The 19,561-nt window shown below is 58.4% G+C and carries 18 protein-coding genes; 9 read left to right on the top strand and 9 right to left on the bottom strand.

Going from position 1 to position 19,561, the window contains the following annotated elements; all coding sequences use genetic code 11:
- Positions 1-127: 127 nt before the first annotated feature.
- Positions 128-820 (top strand): TetR/AcrR family transcriptional regulator, encoded by a 693-nt coding sequence (locus BJF91_RS09545; RefSeq protein WP_075614561.1) that lies wholly within the window; start codon positions 128-130, stop codon positions 818-820.
- Here BJF91_RS09545 and aroQ read toward each other — a convergent pair.
- The 6 genes from aroQ to BJF91_RS09515 all read right to left on the bottom strand — a co-directional run bounded on the left by aroQ (position 795) and on the right by BJF91_RS09515 (position 5,172).
- Entirely contained in the window at positions 795-1,238 is a 444-nt protein-coding gene (gene aroQ, locus BJF91_RS09540) for a type II 3-dehydroquinate dehydratase (RefSeq protein WP_075614243.1), read from the bottom strand. The genes BJF91_RS09545 and aroQ overlap by 26 nt on opposite strands.
- Positions 1,235-2,104: a shikimate dehydrogenase gene (locus tag BJF91_RS09535; protein WP_075614560.1), complete on the bottom strand. Its 870-nt coding sequence runs from the start codon at positions 2,102-2,104 to the stop codon at positions 1,235-1,237. Before BJF91_RS09535 ends, aroQ begins: the two co-directional genes overlap by 4 nt.
- Before the next feature lie 82 nt (positions 2,105-2,186).
- Entirely contained in the window at positions 2,187-2,945 is a 759-nt protein-coding gene (locus BJF91_RS09530) for an amino acid ABC transporter ATP-binding protein (protein ID WP_075614242.1), read from the bottom strand.
- Positions 2,946-2,957: 12 nt separating this feature from the next.
- Positions 2,958-3,797 carry a transporter substrate-binding domain-containing protein gene (locus BJF91_RS09525; protein ID WP_075614559.1) on the bottom strand — a complete coding sequence of 280 codons (840 nt, stop codon included), beginning with the start codon at positions 3,795-3,797 and terminating at the stop codon, positions 2,958-2,960.
- 48 nt (positions 3,798-3,845) lie between these two features.
- Positions 3,846-4,496: an amino acid ABC transporter permease gene (locus BJF91_RS09520; protein ID WP_075614241.1), complete on the bottom strand. Its 651-nt coding sequence runs from the start codon at positions 4,494-4,496 to the stop codon at positions 3,846-3,848.
- 7 nt (positions 4,497-4,503) lie between these two features.
- Entirely contained in the window at positions 4,504-5,172 is a 669-nt protein-coding gene (locus BJF91_RS09515; protein WP_075614240.1) for an amino acid ABC transporter permease, read from the bottom strand.
- Positions 5,173-5,544: 372 nt separating this feature from the next.
- Here BJF91_RS09515 and BJF91_RS09510 point away from each other — a divergent pair, with 372 nt between their 5' ends.
- From BJF91_RS09510 to BJF91_RS09490, 5 genes are all read left to right on the top strand, one after another.
- Positions 5,545-6,201, top strand: a complete 657-nt coding sequence (locus BJF91_RS09510) for a hydrolase (protein WP_075614239.1) — start codon at positions 5,545-5,547, stop codon at positions 6,199-6,201.
- A gap of 57 nt (positions 6,202-6,258) precedes the next feature.
- Entirely contained in the window at positions 6,259-6,528 is a 270-nt protein-coding gene (locus BJF91_RS09505; protein ID WP_075614238.1) for a XapX domain-containing protein, read from the top strand.
- Positions 6,529-6,584: 56 nt separating this feature from the next.
- Complete coding sequence (locus BJF91_RS09500) at positions 6,585-8,462, top strand: amidohydrolase (protein WP_075614237.1); 1,878 nt, start codon at positions 6,585-6,587, stop codon at positions 8,460-8,462.
- A 34-nt stretch (positions 8,463-8,496) separates the two neighbouring features.
- Positions 8,497-8,925 (top strand): DoxX family protein, encoded by a 429-nt coding sequence (locus BJF91_RS09495; RefSeq protein WP_075614236.1) that lies wholly within the window; start codon positions 8,497-8,499, stop codon positions 8,923-8,925.
- A gap of 192 nt (positions 8,926-9,117) precedes the next feature.
- The gene (locus BJF91_RS09490; protein ID WP_075614235.1) at positions 9,118-9,630 is read left to right on the top strand and encodes a ferritin-like domain-containing protein; all 513 of its coding nucleotides are present in this window, start codon (positions 9,118-9,120) and stop codon (positions 9,628-9,630) included.
- Positions 9,631-9,738: 108 nt separating this feature from the next.
- On the opposite strand, the gene BJF91_RS09485 is transcribed toward BJF91_RS09490, so the two are convergent.
- The 3 genes from BJF91_RS09485 to treZ all read right to left on the bottom strand — a co-directional run bounded on the left by BJF91_RS09485 (position 9,739) and on the right by treZ (position 14,473).
- Complete coding sequence (locus tag BJF91_RS09485; RefSeq protein ID WP_083943247.1) at positions 9,739-10,629, bottom strand: SphA family protein; 891 nt, start codon at positions 10,627-10,629, stop codon at positions 9,739-9,741.
- A gap of 694 nt (positions 10,630-11,323) precedes the next feature.
- Complete coding sequence (locus BJF91_RS09480; protein ID WP_075614233.1) at positions 11,324-12,388, bottom strand: DUF475 domain-containing protein; 1,065 nt, start codon at positions 12,386-12,388, stop codon at positions 11,324-11,326.
- 312 nt (positions 12,389-12,700) lie between these two features.
- Entirely contained in the window at positions 12,701-14,473 is a 1,773-nt protein-coding gene (treZ, locus tag BJF91_RS09475; protein ID WP_075614232.1) for a malto-oligosyltrehalose trehalohydrolase, read from the bottom strand.
- Positions 14,474-14,684: 211 nt separating this feature from the next.
- Between treZ and treY the strand changes: the two genes are divergently transcribed.
- The 3 genes from treY (at position 14,685) to BJF91_RS09460 (ending at position 19,542) form a co-directional block, all read left to right on the top strand.
- Entirely contained in the window at positions 14,685-17,159 is a 2,475-nt protein-coding gene (gene treY / locus BJF91_RS09470; protein WP_075614231.1) for a malto-oligosyltrehalose synthase, read from the top strand.
- 189 nt (positions 17,160-17,348) lie between these two features.
- Complete coding sequence (locus BJF91_RS09465) at positions 17,349-17,780, top strand: OsmC family protein (RefSeq protein WP_075614230.1); 432 nt, start codon at positions 17,349-17,351, stop codon at positions 17,778-17,780.
- 286 nt (positions 17,781-18,066) lie between these two features.
- Positions 18,067-19,542 carry an FAD/NAD(P)-binding protein gene (locus tag BJF91_RS09460; RefSeq protein WP_162843849.1) on the top strand — a complete coding sequence of 492 codons (1,476 nt, stop codon included), beginning with the start codon at positions 18,067-18,069 and terminating at the stop codon, positions 19,540-19,542.
- Positions 19,543-19,561: the final 19 nt, after the last annotated feature.

Raw genomic sequence — 19,561 nt, 5'->3', positions numbered from 1 at the left:
CGGGCGAATTGGTCTTGCTGTCGCTCGTTCGGTCGCTTTTGTCTGGGCTTGCCATTTTGCTTCCTTTCCGGCTTTATGTACTGATTGGTTAATAATAATGCCTGACGGTTGTGTCGGACGGGGGATGATGGAGAGGGAGACGGCAACGCAGGACGTTAAGCAGGCGCGCCCGGTGAAACGGGATCCGGAGGGCGTGCGCCGCGACATTCTCACCGTCGCGATGGAGGAATTTTCGCAAAACGGCCTGTCTGGAGCACGCATCGATGAGATTGCGGCCCGCACCCGCACGTCGAAGCGAATGATCTATTACTATTTCGGCGATAAGGAGGGACTTTACCAGCGCGTGCTGGAAGAGGCCTACGGCAAGGTGCGCGGCGGTGAAATGGAGCTGGAGCTCGAAGGACTCGACCCGGTTGCTGCCCTTACCAAGCTCTGTCGTTTTACCTTCGACCACCATCGCCGCAACCCGGCGTTCATCCGCATGGTGATGATCGAAAACATTCACCACGGCCGTCATATGCAGCTGTCTCAGACCATCGGCGGCGTCAATCAGCCCGCGATCGAGGCGCTGCAGGGCGTGCTGAAACGTGGCCAGGAGCAAGGACTGTTTCGCACCGGCGTCGAGGCCTTGGAATTGCACTGGCAGATCAGCGCGCTGTCTTTCTTCAACGTCTCCAACGCCGCCAGCTTTTCTGCCATTTTTGGCGACACGCTGTTTAAGCCTGGCGGACAAGAGACGCTGTCGCAGCATGTGGCCGAAATGGTGCTGCGATATGTGCTGCGCGCCGATCATATCAGTTTGATCGGTGAGACCGGCTGATGAGGTGGCGCAACGCCATCTCGTAGCCTTCGATGCCAAGACCGGCGATTACGCCTTCCGCCCGGGTCGACACATAGGAATGGTGGCGAAAGACCTCTCGTTTGTGGATATTGGAAATATGCACCTCGATGACCGCCGCCTCGAATGCATTGAGGGCGTCAAGGATCGCCACCGACGTATGGGTGAAGGCGCCGGGGTTAATGACAATGCCCGCCGCCTTTCCTCTGGCCTCATGGATCCAGTCGATCAGCTCGTATTCGCGGTTGCTCTGGGCGAAAAACAGCGTGTGTCCCGCGCTCTCTGCGACATCGCGGCAGATGGCTTCGACGTCGGCCAGCGTTTCGCGGCCATAGATTTCCGGCTGACGCTGGCCGAGCAGGTTGAGATTGGGACCGTTGAGAATGACGAAATGGCTCATGCGATGCCCTCCGAGGCACAAAGTTCGGCAAAATGCGCGCTCATACGTTCGGCATCCGGCTCACGGCCGGAAAACAGCCTGAAAGCGCCGACAGCCTGAAATACCGCCATGCCGCCGCCCGGCATGGTGTGACAGCCCTTCTGGCGTGCTGCTGCAATGAGATCGGTGATCAGCGGCATGTAGACGATATCGGCCACCCAGTGACGAGGCTCGATCAGGTCGGCTGAAACGGGAATCCCTGGATGCGCCGGCATGCCGACCGGCGTCGCGTGAATGAGCCCATCGGCTTGCGCCAGTGACTGGCCGGCATCGGTGACGGCCACGGCCCGGCCGGCGCCAAACCGGCTGCTAAGCTCCTCGGCCAAGGTCTCGGCCTTCGCAGGCGCCTGATCGACGATATCCAGCCTGCCGATGCCGAGCTTGAGCGCCGCATGGGCAACGGCAACGCCGGCCCCACCCGCCCCGATCAGCAGCGCTCTGTCGCGCTTCACGTCCGGCAGTCCCCGCTGGAAGCTCTCGTAGAAGCCGGACCAGTCGGTATTGTGGCCCACACGCTTTCCGTCGCGCAGCACGACGGTGTTGACGGCGCCGAGCATGCGGGCGTCTTCCGATAAATCGTCGAGAAGCGGAATGACGGCCTGCTTGAATGGGTGGGTAATGTTGGTGCCGGCAAACCCTCGGGCTTCGCATTCGGCCAAAAGGTCGGGCAGGGCGCTTTCCGGCAGATTGCGCGCCTGGATGTCGAGCAATTCGTAGCGGTAATCGATGCCCTGGGCTGCGCCCTCGCGCATGTGCAAGGCGGGGGATTTCGAGAGCTGAATATCGGTGCCGATCAGCCCGACGCAGAGTGAGGGTTTATCAGTCATGGTTTCGTCCAATGGCTCGGGTCTGGGGCAGTTCCGAGAGGAAAAATGGCCGCCGGCCGGATTGATCGGCCAGCGCGCCGTTTCAGTGATGGGCAAGGATTTCGCCCAGGAAGGCGCGGGTGCGCTGGTGTTGTGGATTGCGGAAAAACTCTTCCGGCGGTCCTTCCTCGACAATCTGCGCCGAGGCCATGAACACGACGCGGTCGGCCACCTGCCGGGCAAAGCCCATTTCATGGGTCACGCAGATCATCGTCATGCCATCGCGCGCCAGGCCGATCATGGTATCGAGCACTTCCTTGACCATTTCCGGGTCGAGCGCTGAGGTTGGTTCGTCGAACAGCATGGCCTTTGGCTCCATGCATAGCGCACGGGCAATCGCCGCGCGCTGCTGCTGACCGCCAGAGAGCTGGGCCGGATATTTATCGGCCTGATCGAGAATCCGCACCCGATCGAGATATTTGCGGGCGATTTCTTCCGCCTGCGGCTTCTGCAATCCCTTGACCCGCATGGGCGCCAGGACGCAGTTTTCCATGATGGTCATATGCGGGAAGAGATTGAAGCTCTGGAACACCATGCCAACCTCGCGGCGCACCGCGTCGATGGTGCGGGTTGCGCCGGTCAGCCTTGTGCCTTCGACGGTGATGCTGCCCTGCTGGATTTCCTCCAGATGGTTGATGCAGCGGATCAGTGTCGATTTCCCCGAGCCTGACGGTCCGCACAGCACGATCTTCTCGCCCTTGCGAACCGTCAGGTTAATGTCTTTCAGTGCGTGATAGGCTCCATACCACTTGCCGACGCCTTCGAGCGCGATCAGCGGAGCCTCAGCGGTGGATTGCGGCATGGAGGTCTCCTGTTACTTGGCGGCGAAAGGAATGTCGGGCAGCGAGTCCGGGAAGGACGGAACGTCGCGCTTCATCCACTTGGCGTAGATCTTTGCCAACTCACCATTGGCCTTGATCTTGTCGATGAAGCTGTTGATGCTCTCGTTCCAGTCCTTCTCGCCCGGGCGGGTGCCGGCTCCGTTGTAGAGCGTCACTAGATCGAATTTCGCTTCATATTTGCCGGCGGAGGCGGCATTCAGCCGGTCGCCATAGAACTGGTTGCCGCCGACGACTTCGACCTGGCCTGATATCAGCGCCTGGATATTGGCGGCATCGTCATCGAAGCGCAGAATGCTTGCCTTCGAGCCGGCGCCAGCGGTGATTGCGGTGTCCATGGCCGAGGATTTCGGCACGCCGACGGAAACGCCCCTCAGGTCGTCATAGCTGGCAATTTTCTTATCCTTTGGGCCGTAGACCGACAGAACGTTGCCGGCATAGGGCTTGGAGAACTGAATGGTCTTGGCGCGGTCAGCGGTCATGCCCATGGTGGCAAACAGGATGTCGACCTTGCCGGTCATCAAAGCTGGAATGCGGTTGGCAACGGCAAGCGGCACGAACTCGGCCTTCACACCGATATAGTCGGCATAGGCCTTGCCGATATCGGCATCGAGACCATCCTGGATGCCGCTCGAATTGACAAAGCCCCAGGGCGCATTGTCGCCCTGAATGCCGATCACGACTTTACCCTTGGCCTTGGCCTGTTCCAGCGTGCCGGCAAAGGCGGCGGCCGGTGCCATGAGCGGCGCGACTGCGGCTGCGGTGATCAAGGCAAGCACCGTGCGGCGTGCCATGGATTTCTGAGTAGTTTTCATCATTTGCTCCTCCTTACAAAGCTGATGAGATGTTTCTGTCTTCAGGTGTTAACGGGCTGCCGTCTGCAGCCGCTTCTCCTTGCGCGCACCCCAGAGCGACAGGGGCCAGCAGATCAGGAAATAGATCAGTCCGACGATGGCAAAGACCATCAGCGGTCGGTAGGTCTGGTTGGAGACGATTTGTCCGGCACGCGACAATTCGACAAAGCCGACAATGGCGGCAAGCGAGGTGCCCTTGATCAGCTGCACCAGGAAGCCAATGGTCGCGGGTAGCGAGATTTTGAGCGCCTGCGGCAGGACGACGTCCTTCATGATCGAGACATAGTGCAGACCGAGCGCCTTGGCCGCTTCAGTCTGGCCCTTCGGAACCGCCTGGATGCCACCGCGCCAGATTTCTCCGAGAAAGGCACTGGCATGTAGAGTGAAGGCGATGGCGACGGCGATCCACGCATCGATGTCGATGCCGAGCAGCGCGACGCCGTAGTAAACGACGAACAACTGCATCAAGAGCGGCGTGCCCTGAAATATGGCGATGTAGGCGACCGTCGCGTTGCGCAGCACGGCACTTTCGGCAACACGTGCCAAGGCGACCAGGAGGCCGAACACCCCGCCGCCAACAAAGCCGATTGCCGTCAGCGCCAGCGTCCACTTCAGCCCTTGCATCAGGAAGAACAGTTCATTGGGTCCGATAGATGCCATGACTGCCTCACTTGACCGGATAACTGAAGAACATGCGGGAAATGACGGCGAAAACTCCCATCATCAGCGAGGAAATGATCAGGTAGAGCACGGTGATCGAGAAATAGACCTCGAAGGAGCGGAAGGTGTCTGCCTCGATCTTCTGGGCAACTGATGTCAGCTCGTAGGCGGCAATCGAGGTGCAGACGGATGTCGTCAGCGTCAGCATCACGAACTGGCTGGTCAGAGACGGATAGACCGCACGCAGAGCAGGCTTCAGGATGATGTGGCGCAGGATCTGCGCACGATGCAGGCCAAGCGCCAGACCGGCCTCGACCTGACCTTTCGGAATGGCGTCGACGCCGCCCCTGATGATCTCGATTGCATAGGCGCCACCGTTAAGGCCAAGGGCAACAATGGCCGTGACGGTTGGATTGAGCCGGATACCGAATTGCGGCAGCGCGAAGAAAATGAAGAAGATCTGCACGAGGAAGGGCGTGTTGCGGATCACCTCGACGAAGCCGATGACAACCGCCCGAAGCGCCGGCAGACGCGAGCGTCTTGCGACCACGCCGAGCAGGCCGATGACCGTTGCAAGCGACATGCCTGCGATAGCAAGGCCGATCGTTGCAAGGCATGCCAAAAGCAGTTCCGGCAGCCGCTCGATGACGACGGAAAAGTCGAGACTATACGGCATATCTCCTCCCAAGCCTCCGCGGTGCAGCCATAGGCGTGTCTGATCGCACGCGGCCTGTTGGCCGATGCATCGAGATTTCGCCTTTCGGTGGTGCTCAAGGACGTGCTCTCCCCACGTCCTTATCTCCAATGATTTTGTTTGTACCAGTTAGTTCATAATGCCGCAAGAGGATTTGCCCTTGGTCGATACCGCCAATCTGGGGATTGTAAAGGGCCTGCTGCTCTTTTCGGGGGGCTTTCTTCGGAGGCAACTCAGTCTGCCCTCAAGGCAGTGGAAACGTCCAAACCGCGAAGTCCCCGACAAGAGCCGCGGACGATCATGCTTCATAACGGCCTGACATCTCGTACTTTACGATGTCCAGAGAGGAATTTCATGAACACCACCGCCACACCGACGCCGGGCGCAAAGCTGCTCGCTCCCCAGGATCACATTCTGCTGATGATCGACTTCCAGTCGCAGATGTCTTTCGCGACCAAGAGCATCGACGCGGTGAACCTGCGCAACAACGCTGCCCTGGTGGCCAATGCTGCCAAGGGCTTTGGCGTTTCAACAATATTGACGACAGTTGCGGAAAAGAGTTTTTCCGGCCCAATGTTTAGCGAGATCACGGATGCGTTTCCGGGGCAGGCGCTGCTCGACCGGACATCAATGAATACCTGGGAAGATGCCAAGGTGATTGAAGAGGTCAACCGCATAGGCAAAAAGCGGATTGTGCTTTCTGGTCTCTGGACCAGTGTCTGCATCGTCGGTCCGGCGCTATCGGCTCTTGATCAGGGCTTCGAAGTCTATGTTATCGCCGATGCCTGCGGAGACGTCTCTGAGGAAGCCCATAATCGCGCCATGGATCGTATGGTCGCGCTGGGCGTACAGCCGATAACGTCGCTGCAATATATGCTGGAACTGCAGCGCGATTGGGCTCGTACCGAAACCTACGACATGACCACAGGCATCGCCAAGAAGTTCGGTGGCGCCTACGGTCTGGGCATCATCTATGCCAAGACCATGTTCGGTGCCTCGGAAGGTCACTGATCTCAGACGAGGCGCAGGCGCGAGATGCCTGCGCCTCTCCCAACCGAGGAAAAGATCATGAAAGTCTATTTGCTGTCGCTTGCCGCCGGGGTCCTAGTCGGCATTATCTACAGTCTCATCAATGTCCGGTCGCCGGCTCCACCCATCGTGGCGTTGGTCGGACTTCTTGGTATTCTCGTGGGTGAGCAGATCGTGCCCTTCGCCAAGACCATGCTCAACAAGGAGCCGGCTGCCGTTTCCTGGCTCAATCAGGTCAAGCCCCATATGTTCGGTCATCTGCCCAAGGGAAATCCTACTCCTGGCAGCAGTCTGTCTGACAAGAGCTGAGCCTCGCTCCGCCGATATTTTTGATCCCAACCATCTCGCCATCTGGAGCTCCAGCCATGATCGCCGACCTCATTTTGCACCACGGTCTTTTCACGACGCTTGACCGCACCAATCCAACGGCCAGTGCCGTGGCGATCAAGGACGGCGTATTTCTTGCCGTCGGTCACGACCAGGAGATCATGGCTTTCAAGGGGCCGGAGACGAAGCTGATCGATCTGAAAGGCAAACGCGTTCTGCCTGGGCTGATCGACAACCATACCCACGTCATTCGCGGTGGCTTGAACTTCAATATGGAGCTGCGGTGGGACGGGGTGCGCTCGCTGGCGGATGCGATGGACATGCTCAGGCAGCAGGTGGCCGTTACGCCCGCACCACAATGGGTGCGCGTCGTCGGCGGGTTCACCGAGCACCAATTTGCCGAAAAGCGGCTGCCGACCATCGAAGAGATCAATGCGGTTGCCCCTGATACCCCGGTTTTCCTTCTGCACCTTTATGACCGGGCGCTGTTGAACGGTGCGGCGCTTCGCGCCGTCGGCTATAACAAAGATACGCCCAACCCACCTGGTGGGGAGATAATCCGCGATGCCGCCGGCAATCCGAGCGGCCTGCTGCTGGCCAAGCCCAATGCCGGCATTCTCTATTCCACCTTGGCCAAGGGGCCGAAGCTGCCCCTCGAGTACCAGGTCAATTCGACGCGCCACTTCCTGCGCGAGCTCAACCGGCTGGGTGTGACCGGCGTCATCGATGCTGGCGGCGGGTTTCAGAATTATCCCGATGATTATGCCGTTATCCAGCAGTTGGCCGATGCTGGCCAGATGACCGTCAGGCTGGCCTATAATCTGTTTACCCAAAAGCCGAAGGCTGAGAAGGAGGACTTTCTCGCCTGGACGCAATCGGTCAAGTACAAGCAGGGCAACGATTATTTCCGCCACAATGGTGCTGGCGAGATGCTGGTGTTTTCTGCCGCAGATTTCGAGGACTTCCGTCAGCCTCGCCCTGATATGCCGCCGGAAATGGAAGGCGAGCTGGAAGAGGTCGTGCGTATTCTTGCGCAAAACCGCTGGCCCTGGCGCCTGCATGCCACCTATGACGAGACTATTTCGCGGGCGCTCGACGTCTTCGAAAAGGTCAATCAGGATATTCCGCTCGAGGGCATCAACTGGTTCTTCGACCATGCCGAAACGATTTCCGACCGCTCGATCGATCGCGTGGCTGCTCTTGGCGGCGGCATCGCCGTTCAGCACCGAATGGCCTATCAAGGCGAATATTTCGTCGAGCGCTACGGCCTAGGTGCTGCCGAAGCAACGCCTCCGGTGGCAAAAATGCTCGAAAAGGGCGTGAAGGTTTCTGCCGGTACCGATGCCACCCGTGTCGCCTCCTATAATCCATGGGTATCTCTGGCCTGGATGATAACAGGCAAGACCGTCGGCGGCATGCATCTCTATCCGCGCGCCAATTGTCTGGATCGCGAGACGGCACTTCGGATGTGGACGGAAAACGTCACCTGGTTCTCCAACGAGGAGGGCAAGAAGGGCCGGATCGAGCAAGGCCAGTTTGCCGATCTCGTGGTACCGAGCAAAGATTTCTTCGCCTGCGCCGAGGACGAGATCTCCTTCCTGACATCCGACCTCACCATGGTCGGCGGCAAGATCGTGTTTGGCGCCGGCGATTTCGCCAAGTGCGATGAAAGCGATGTGCCGCCTGCGATGCCCGACTGGTCGCCCGTCCGCACCTTCGGTGGCTATGCTGCCTGGGGCGATCCTGAAGGGGCAGGCCGTCACTCGCTGCGCCGTACGGCGATTGCGTCCTGTGGTTGCGCTCAAGATTGCGGCGTTCATGGTCATGACCACGCCGGCGCCTGGACGTCTAAGCTGCCGATCGCTGATCTCAAGGGCTTTTTCGGTGCGCTTGGCTGCTCCTGCTGGGCGGTTTGACAGGGCGCGAGCCGCTATATCGAAGGATAGAACCATGACCACGATTTCCAAGAAAGTGCAGCAGCCTAAGCCGACAGTGCTTGCTTCTCCGCTTGTCTACCGCCTGGCGCTGACGGCGCTTTGCTCGGCCTATATTCAGGGACCCCTTGTCAAGATCGCTGACTTCAATGGCGCCATCGGTGAAATGACGCATTTCGGTCTGCACCCCGCCCCGGTGTTCGCTGTCGGGGTGATTGTCTTCGAACTTGTCATGTCGGCTCTGGTCATTTCAGGCGTGTTGCGCTGGGCGGCGGCGCTGGCGCTTGCCGGCTTTACGCTGATGGCAACCTTTCTTGCCTTGCGTTTCTGGGAGGTCCCGGTCGGGCCTGATCGCGCCATGGCTATGAATGGCTTCTTCGAACATATCGGTCTTGTGGGCGCCTTCGTTGTCGTTGCGATCACGGACCGGGTGCGGCGGATCTAAAGCATGTCGCGTTTAATTGCCCGCAATTAAACGATAACGTACATGCAACAAAAGAAGAGCTAAAGCGTGTCGCCGTGAATCCTACTCACTGCGACACGCTTTAACGGCGCAATGCCCGCCACTCCAGGATGACGTCAGGGAACCAAGGATCGGAAATTCTATTGGGAGACCAGACCCAAATGGAGAACTGCCATGGCTGATGCCCATCATGACAACCTGATTATCACCGGTTTGAAAAATGCCCACGCGATGGAAGAGCAGGCGCTCTCCATCATGCGTCCACAGGTCAAACGCATTGAAAACTATCCGGAAGTTGCCCGTCGGCTGGAGTTGCATATCACCGAGACCGAAGGCCAGATCGCCAGGCTCGATGAACTTCTCGACCGCTTCGGCTCCGACAATTCCGCCCTAAAAGATATGGCACTGTCCTTCACCGGCAGCATGGCTGCCATGGGCCACACGATGGCGGGTGACGAGATCCTGAAGAACTCCTTCGCCAACTTCGCTTTCGAGCATTTCGAAATTGCGGCTTATAAGTCGCTGCTGGTTCTGGCCGAACTGGGTGGTCATGGTCAGGCGACCGCCGCTTTGCAGGCCAACCTCAAAGAGGAGGAGTCGATGGCGCGCTGGCTGGACGATAACCTACGCGGTGTGACAACGCGCTTTGCCGCATTGAAGGAAAGTGGTGAAACGGCAAAGGTTTAAGACAGGCGCTATGGCCAGCACGAAAGACGCCGCGCCCGGAGATCGGTGGCGCGGCGTGAATGGGCGGGGCTAGATCTAGATACTGCCCTCACCAATTGCCCGAGACGATCAGAATTTGGTCGCCAAGTTCACCCAAAGATTATTGCCTTCACCACGGTTCTTGGCAACAACGTCATGCTGCCATGATGCGCTGACGTTCAGGCCGGGATTGAAATTGTAGGTAAAGGAAGGCCCAACTGCCAACCCTTCGCCACGATGGCCATCTGAAGCGACGCCAGGACCCGTGTCGTCGGTAAACTGCTTGATGTAGTAGCCAACTGCGCCCAGACGCACCTTGCCGATATTCCACCCTGCCGCATAATCGAAAATGAACTCGTTACCGGTCCTGTAGTCGGTGTCGGTATTTTTGGTGTTGAAGATAAGACGAGCCGAAACAGCCACTTCGAGGCCCTCCGGATCGGAGTAGTGATAGGCGGCTGTCGGCTGAACTGACCAGTGGTTGACGCCGGTGTTCGCGAAGGAGTTCTTATCATAGGTTCCTGTGGGCATGGCGAGGTCCACGCCCATGACGATGGCTTGTTTCTGGTCCAGATGCCAGGAAAGGCCGAGCGTCGTGCTGATATCGCCGACGTTGTTGTCGACACCATGACCAAAGGAATTCGAAATATCGAGATGAACCAGGGGAACGATTAACTGACCCCACACCTGGGCGCTCCCGAGATGGATATCGGATACGTACAGGAAGCGGAGCGTCTCGACCATTGCCTTGGCATCGAGATCGATCGGAATCTCATGACCCTTGCCGTCATTTGTTCGATCGGCCCAATAATAGCTTGTCTGCGATAGAAAGTACAAACCTTCAAAAGGTGGAATGGCGCCGGAATAAAATTGAGAAGCACCGGGCGCATATTGCGTATTTCCGTTTTCCGCTGCCATGGCAGATGAAAAACAGACTGTCGCGAGAAGTGCGCTCCCCACAGATAAAATTATTTTTTTCATTTATGCATTCTCCTCCTGCAACTATGAAGCTGCTTTCGTCGCGATGCTGAACATCACATCCCAATTATCACTCATGTCTGTTTCGAGGCTTTCCTGGCTCCGAGGCTCGAACTAGTATTGATCGTGGATATTCTTAAATCTGCTTCCATAAACATGGGCGAGTTCGGGCATTGAGCGAAATGGCTTGAGCCACATCGAACCCTTTTCGTGTCCACGATCTATGAAAACAAACAGATGTCGCCAAATCTGGCACATCGCATCTTCGTGCCTAGCAGCAAGATGAAGCGCTTATCACCTGATCACATAAGTCAGCCTGGGTAAGTTATCCCTCAAATCATCTACCGTTTATTCCAGCGCGTTACACAGCCTTGGCTGATGTTTCGACATTGATTGCGCGGTAACGCCCCCCTAATCTCCATTTAAATTTGGTAGATAAAGGCCTGACGAATGTAAAATTCCTATTGGAAATATAAGGCATTTACAGAATCGATACGTGAATATGCCTGCCTGTGCCTAGTGAACACGGCGTGTCTGAAAGAAAAACATTCAGGAAAACCAACTGTAAATGACCGGTCGTTCTGAAACGCTGATATGTGCCGCATCGCGATGCTGCTGGTGGTCATCAAGCATTTTTAGCTAGAGCTTGGCACCAGCAGGGCCGATATCAGTGGCCGTGCTGGTGCCAACACACGAATCAATCCTGGATTTCTGCCTTTTCCCTGCGGTTATAGCGCACGGACGACCAGAAGGAGATGCCGATCAACGTTGCCCCGCCAAGTCCGGTCACCACTTCGGGAATGTGCATCAAGGTCTGGCAATACATGATCACGGACAGGATCAGGATGGCGTAGAATGCGCCGTGTTCCAGATATCGGTACTCCGCCAGCGTGCCCTTTTCGACCAGCATGATCGTCATCGAGCGCACATACATGGCGCCGATGCCAAGGCCGATGGCGATGACGAACAGGTTTTGCGTCAGCGCAAACGCGCCGATCACACCATCGAAGGAGAAGCTGGCGTCCAGCACTTCCAGATAGATGAAGGCACCGACGCCACCTTTGGCCGCAGTGCTCATGGTCTTCTGCGAGGCATCCAGCAGGCTGCCGATCAATTCGATCGCCAGAAAGGTCAAGAGGCCGTAGATGGCACTATAGAGGAAAGTCGTCGCTTCGGCGGCGTCGAGTAGCGAAGTGAAGATCAGGATGAGGACCAGAACGAAGGCGATCTCGATCCCCTTGATGCTGGCGAAATGCGACATCTGGCGCTCGAGCGCGGCGATCCAGTGAACGTCCTTTTCCTGGTCGAAGAAATAGTTCAGTCCGACCATCATCAAAAAGGTGCCACCGAAGGCTGCGATCGGCAGATGGGCCTCGTTCATGATCCGTGCATATTCCGAAGGCTCGGTTGCCGCGAGCATCAACGCTTCGATCGGCCCGATATGAGCGGCTATGGCGACAATGGCGAGCGGAAACACAATGCGCATGCCGAACACGGCAATGACGATGCCCCAGGTGAGGAACCGGCGCTGCCAGGCCGGCGTCATGTCCTTGAGCTTGTTGGCATTGACGATGGCGTTGTCGAAGGACAGCGAAATTTCCAGCACCGCCAGAACGGCGCAGATGAAGAATGCGGTTGCCAGGCCGCCGATCGTGCCTGTCATCGACCAGCCGAGCCAGGCACCAAGTGCGAGACCGGCCACAGTGACGACGAATGCCCAGGTGAAATAGCTGAGAATGGATTTATTTGCCGCCGTCGTCATGCCGCCACCTCGTGACTCGAGGGAGAGGTCAGCATGCCGAGGGCTGAAAAGAGCACCATGACCATGGGAGAAAGATCCCACGGGTTACGAAAGGAGGAGGGTATCATTGTTCTGAAATCCGCCGGCTGCAATTGCTGGCGGTACCGACATCACGAGAGCGCCGTAAAACTCTCGCCAGAGGGGCCCGGCACCAAAGTTCATTTTGCCGAACCGATGTCTGGTCCGGCAAAAGCAATTCTTAACTAGCAGTCGTATCGGCAGGGTCAAGACCTCCGATGGTATTGCTGGTGAGTGTATTGTTGGGATTAAGCGTCAAGCAGGTCCCAAGCTCCACTGAAGCGACCATGCGCCAATGCTGTCATCCGCGACCTTGCCCAGTTGCAAGATAATCTCTGCTTCGGGGGAGGTCGGACTTATCAACGCCGCGCCCTCTTGTGCGGAAAGATTCGCGATCAGTCTCAATTCTTTGCCGTGTAAGGACCAATCGACGGTAATAACAGATCCGCTCACCGAATAGCGCCCCACATGGCCACGGCAACCCTTGAGCAGCGGCACGATTCTGTCCCGGCGCAGGGTCAGGAGGTCGCGGTAGAATGCGAGCGTGTTTTGATCCTGTGTGTCCACCTGCCAGGATAGCTTGGCGCTTTCGAATGTCGCTTTCGCTGTCGGGTCTGGTGCATCTTCTGCATCAAAACCGGGCAGGCGCGACAGTTCCTTGCGACGGCCCTGCCGTACGGCTTCGTTCAACTCCTCATTGAAGTCGCAGAAGAACGGAAACGGCGTCTTTGCACCCCATTCCTCACCCATGAACAGCATGGGGATCTGCGGCGCGAGCAGATAGACGGCCGCGAGTGCATTCAGCGCCTCTTGCGGCTGCGCTGCCGCCATGCGGTCCCCCATCGCACGATTGCCGATCTGGTCGTGGTTCTGGATGAAGGAGATGAAGGCCGTTGGCGGAAGCTGGGCGCTGGGCGTGCCACGCTCGGAACCCCGATAGGACATGTGCTCGCCCTGATAGACAAAACCTTCGGCCAGCGCCCGGCCGAGCTTGCCAGTATCCTCGGCATAGTCCTGGTAATAGCCGAAGGTTTCCCCGGTGCCTGCGATATGCAGGACGTGGTGGAGGTCATCGTTCCACTGCGCGGTGAAATGCAGAGGCGTTCCAATGTCGTCGCGCGCAAGCAGCGTGCTATTGTTGTCCTCATTCTCGACGATCAGGTGGATTGTCCGATCCGGGGCAGCGGCGCGGGCGCGGTTGGCGATCTCGTGCAGGATGTGCTGCTTGCGGTCGTCTTCGATGGCATGTACGGCATCGAAACGCAGTCCGTCGATCCGGAACTCGCGGATCCAGTAGACGACGTTCTGAGCCACGAATTCGCGGATGTTATCAGCCCCGTCGCCATCGTAATTGATGCCGGCACCCCAGGGCGTCTTGTGCTTTTCCGTAAAGATCGGCGCGTAAGCTGGCAGATAATTGCCGTCAGGGCCGAAGTGATTGTAGACGACGTCGAGAAACACCGAGAGGCCGCGCGCATGCGCCTCATCCACGAGGCGCTTCAGATCCTGCGGGCGGCCGTAGCTGCTGTCGGGCGCATAGGGCAGTACGCCGTCATAGCCCCAGTTCCAGCGACCGGGAAAATCAGCGATCGGCATCAGTTGCAGCGCGGTGACGCCCGTTTCCTTCAAATGATCCAGCCGCTCTATGATGGCCGTGAAACTGCCCTCCGGCGTAAAGCTGCCAACATGGAACTCGTAGATCACCATCTCTTCCCAGGGGCGACCGCGCCACTCCTTGGTCTGCCAATCATAGGCGGGATCGATGACCTCGCTTGGTCCATGGACATCGTCGGGCTGAAAACGGGAAGCCGGATCGGGCACGGCTAGTCCGTCACCCAGCACGAACTGGTAACGACAGCCGACGCCAGCGCCCTCAACCTTGGCGCGGTGCCAGCCGTCACCATCCCGAGCCATCGCTTCGGGTTCTCGGCCCTCAATCTTGAGGCGTACCTGATCTTGCAGCGGTGCCCATAGCCTGAATGTCGTGCCGTCGCCGGACAGAATTGGTCCGAATGTAAAATCCTGCATTATGTCTCCTCGGCATCCCTGCTGTGGCCGCCCATGGTGTCGTCGGGCGAAACCCGCTGCATTAACTTGCGGATGGCGTAGCTGTTCCACCCCTCCAGCGATATTCGGCACAGCGGTGGTCTCAGTCGGTGCCGCATGGTTCGGGGTTTTAGGTCAGTGGAACAGAAGCACGCCGACGGGGTTACTGGGGGACATCATCAAGAGGGCCAGCATGACCATCCCATCCGCGACCTATCGGCTGCAGTTTCGCAACGGCATGACCTTCGACCGCGCCATCGCGCTCATTCCCCACCTGAAATCGCTTTCCATCAGTCATCTCTATGCCTCGCCGATCTTTACGGCCACGGAAGGCTCGACCCATGGCTATGACGTTACGGATGCCAATGAAATCGATCCCGCCATCGGCGGACGCGCTGGCTTCGACAGGCTGACCGCCGCGCTGAAGCAGGCAGGGCTGGGCCTCATCCTCGATATCGTCCCCAACCATATGGCTGCATCAGTCGAAAATACCTGGTGGCGCGATGTTCTGCGTCATGGCCGTGCCAGCGCCTATGCCGGCCATTTCGACATCGACTGGAGCCGCAAGCTCACTCTGCCGATCCTCGGAAAGCCTGTGGCTCAAGCGCTTGCCGATGGCGAGTTGCGGGTCGTTGCAGATGAGGGGGGCGAGACATCCAGTCTTGCTTATTTCGACACGCATATTCCTTTGAGCCCACAGAGCACGGCCCATCCGGGTTCCACCGATGCGATTGAGCCTCTGCTTACGCAGCAGCCTTGGGAATTGCTGTATTGGAAGGAGGCCTCGGAAAACCTGAGCTATCGCCGTTTCTTCGAAGTCACCGGCCTGGTCGGCGTCTGTGTGGAGAAGCCTGACGTGTTCCAAGACAGCCACCGCTTGATCTTGGAGCTGGTCCGTTCGGGCGCGGTGCAGGGACTGCGGATCGACCATGTCGATGGTCTCGCCGATCCTGCCGGCTATCTTGAGCAATTGCGTCAGGCGGTCGGGCCGCAGGTGCATATTACCGTCGAAAAAATCCTCGGGCCAAGCGAGAGGATTGCGCCGGAGTGGCCGGTGGCCGGCACCACGGGGTACGAATTCATCACGGCGCTTTCCCATTTGTTTATCGACGGTCAGGGTATCGAGCGGCTGCAGGCAGACTATCAGAAGGCAGATCCTGTCGCGGCGGATTACGGCAAGGGCCTGCGTGAGGCGAAGAGCCGGATGGTCCAGCGCAATTTCAAGGGCGAGGTATCCCGGCTCGTCGCCCTCGCTCAGTCTGTCGTGCCAGGTGAGACGGATAGCGAGCTGCGGACAGCTCTGCACGAATTGCTGGTCGCTTTTCCGGTCTATCGCACCTACGGGTATCGCGGAGGGCTTGGCGAACAGGACAGGGTGATCTTGGCGCAGACCGTTGCCAAGGCCCGCACCTGGTTGATGGGTGAAAGCGCTCTTGCTGTGATCGAGCGACTGATCCTCGGCGATTTCCATGGCAATGCGGCTGCCGAATTCCGCACTAGGTTCCAGCAGTTGAGCGGTCCTGTCATGGCCAAGGCTTTGGAAGATACGCTCTTCTATCGCTACAACAGGCTGATTGCCGCAAACGAGGTCGGTGGCGAGCCTGATCATGTCGAGGCAACGGCTGCCGGCGGCATCGAGGCTTTCCACGCCGCCATGCGGGAGCGGCTTCAAACCCAGCCACACGGGCTGACCGCCACCTCTACGCACGATACCAAACGTGGCGAGGATGCCAGGGCGCGGCTCTACGCGCTGTCGGAAAGAGCGGAAGACTGGTGCCTCGCTGTCGAGCGTTGGAGTCAGATGAACCGCGATCACGTCGCGCAACTGCCGGATGGACCAGCGCCGGAGGCGAATATCGAGTGGATGCTGTACCAATCGCTGGCCGGCATCTGGCCGGTTAACTTTGAGCAATCGGCGCTTGCCAGCCTGAAAGACAGGTTCCTCGCCTATACGGAAAAGGCGCTGCGGGAAGCCAAGCTGCGCACGGATTGGGCTGAGCCGAACGAAGCTTATGAGCAGGTGGTGCGTGCCTATGCCGAATGGCTGGTCTCGCCCGACAACCAGGGCTTCGTCGAGGATTTCGACCGGGTGCTGCAACCCTTCATCGCTGCAGGCGCCCGCAATAGCCTTTCGCAGACATTGATCAAGCTGACCGCACCCGGTGTGCCTGACATCTATCAGGGCGCTGAAGGTGTCGAGGACAGTTTGGTCGATCCCGATAATCGCCGCACGGTCGATTACGCGGCGCTGGCAGCAACGCATGGCGGACACTCGCTTGCCGCACGCAAACAAGAGTTGATCCGTAAGGGACTCGCTTTGCGGGCGCGGCATCGGGCGTTGTTTGACGAGGGGGATTACCGTCCGATTGATGTCACCGGGCCGGGGCGCGACCATGTTCTGGCATTTGCCCGGGTGCATGGTGAAGAGCAGGTGTTGACCATCGTCCCGCGTCTGACGGCTGCCGCGGCCGGTCGCCATGAGGGGGATGCCCTTGATATCTGGAAGGATACAGCGCTTGTCATGCCGGATTCGATGAGTGGACCATGGCAGGATCTCCAGTCAGGCCGGTCTTTCGCCCCAGGCTCCGTCAAGGTTTCCGACCTCCTCCAGGGGCAGGACGTTGGGCTTCTGGTTTCTCCGTCGCTTGCTGTTGAGAGCCAGCATTAAAAAGCGTCGGGTGGGCCAATGTATCGCTCACCCGCTTCTGCCATCGGCGCATTTCGGAACCGAACGGGCGTCGGAGGGTTAACTCGATGACCCGGAGCGGATGCCGCTCCGGAGTTTCGAGATCAACACGATGCGAACCTCTCGCTTCCGGCGTGCATGTCGGTTTGCATCCGATCCAAGGAGAAATTTATGAAGATCGAAAAGCATGGTTCGGCCCATTGGACCGGTGGATTGAAGGATGGCAAAGGCCAGATTTCCACCCAAAGCGGCGCGTTGAAGGATCACCCTTATGGCTTCAACACCCGCTTCGAAGGCGTGACCGGAAGCAATCCAGAAGAGCTGATCGGTGCTGCCCATGCGGCTTGCTTTACAATGGCACTGTCCATGATGCTTGGTGAAGCTGGCCTGACGGCCGAAAGCCTGGACACCAAGGCCAATGTGACCCTGGAAAAAGTCAGCGACGGCTTTGCCATCACCGGCATCGAGCTGGTCCTGAAGGGCAAGGTTCCCGGCGCTGACGAAGCGAAGTTTACCGAGATCGCCAACAAGGCCAAAGCCGGCTGCCCGGTGTCTAAGGCGCTGTCTGCGGTGCCGATTAGCCTGAGCGTTTCGTTCGGATAAATTCCCGGTCAGGTCTGCTCGTATTCGCGGCGGACCTGACCTTCCAGGTTACATCAATCTGGAAATACGGTCTTTCGATCAAAGCTGGTAACAGGCGCCCCGGATTTAACGGGTGAAATCGCTTTCCTTATTAGTCTAGTTATTTTATAGTGTATATGGATTGGCTGGGAGGACAGCCACGACAGACGCCCGGCACAGCAGCCGCGCGACAACGGATAGGGATGATAACAGGCACGGATGGGTATGCCTGGTTGGCATTCCCAAAGGCCGTTTGATGGAGGTTAGCATGCTCCAGTTTTTGTCGAAAATGTCCAAGGCAGTCAGGCCGGGGCCAACTGCACAGCAAACATTAGCAATCGTCGGCGGTGGTTTTGCCGGCGCATCGGTGGCACGGTTCCTGGCTGAAAGCGGCATCAAGGATCTCCAGATCCTCGTTTTCGAGCCGAGAGAAACACTTGGTGCGGGTCTCGCCTATGACACGCAGGATCCATCGCTTCGCCTGAATGTCGAGGCAAGCAGAATGATTGCCATTCCCGACGAACCCTCGGCCTTCGCTGATTGGCTAAAGACGACATCATGTCTCACTGAAGATCCAGACAGCGTCGTTGACGGGGACATTGTCGGGGCGCCGCAAATTTTTGCGCGACGTGAAGCCTTCGGTCGGTTCATGGCAGATCGCATGGCGCCTTATCTCGCAGATGGCGCCATCCGCCATATCCGCGAAACGGTAGAGACCGTAACCAAGGTCGGCGGGCGTTGGTTGTTGACCGGCAACCTCGGCGCCTGGGTGGAAGCCGATTTTCTGGTCATAGCCGCAACCCATCCCGCACCGAAGGCGCCCCGGGCGCTGCAGTCTGCGCTCCAGGGGCATCCACGCTTCATCACCAATCCGGCTGCGGGCGCGGCCCTGTCGAGCATTCGCGATCAAGATCGGGTTCTGGTGGTCGGAACGGGGCTGACGGCAGCCGATATCGTCGCATCCTTAAGCGCGCGCGGTCATTGCGGCGAGATCACAGCCTTTTCCCGGCGCGGCATGGCCTCGAAGGGTCATCATCTCGCACCACAAAGCTTTTCTTGCTGTTTCAGCGATGAAGAGTGTAGCAGCGCCAGAAAGCTGCTCGCCGCCGTACGCCGAACCATCGCTGATGCGCAGAGCCAAGGTGTAACGTGGCATGCGGTGACGGACGCCTTACGCAAGCAGGGCCTGACCCTCTGGACGCGGCTGAGCGAAACAGAGCGAAAGCGCTTCCTGCGCCACGCCCGCCGGTTATGGGATGTACATCGCTACCGTCTACCGCCGCAAGCTGAAGCTGTCTGGCAACAGCGTCTTGCAGATGGCAGCCTGACACTCTCCTGTGGCAGATTGATCAAGATCGAGCGCGGCATCCAGACGATCGCGGTTGATCTCGTCTCGGCAGATAAGGGCCTTGTCGAGCGCAAGCCGTTTGACTGGGTCGTGCTGGCGACTGGGCCGGATCATGCGAGCGTGCTGAAATCCCAGTCGATGTATCTGTCGCTCGAGAGCACTGGCCATCTTCAGGCCGATGCCTATGGGCTTGGCATTGCCTGCGACACGGCCGGCCGCGCCACCGGCATCGACGGACTGCCGCAGGACGATCTGTTCATCGCCGGTCCATTGGCGCGTGGTACCTTCGGCGAATTGATGGGCGTTCCCGAGGTTGCCCGTCAGGCGGAACTGGTGGCAAGCGGAGTAGCCGAGGCCTTAGCTGTCAGGCAAAACGCAGTCAAAACTCCATCATAAGCCATAGTTGTCTCGTCCG

The sequence above is a fragment of the Gillisella taibaishanensis genome (assembly GCF_001938985.1).
Classification (GTDB): domain Bacteria; phylum Pseudomonadota; class Alphaproteobacteria; order Rhizobiales; family Rhizobiaceae; genus Allorhizobium; species Allorhizobium taibaishanense.
The sequence above is the reverse complement of the archived record's forward strand: the minus strand, read 5'-3'. Positions and strand labels throughout refer to the sequence as shown.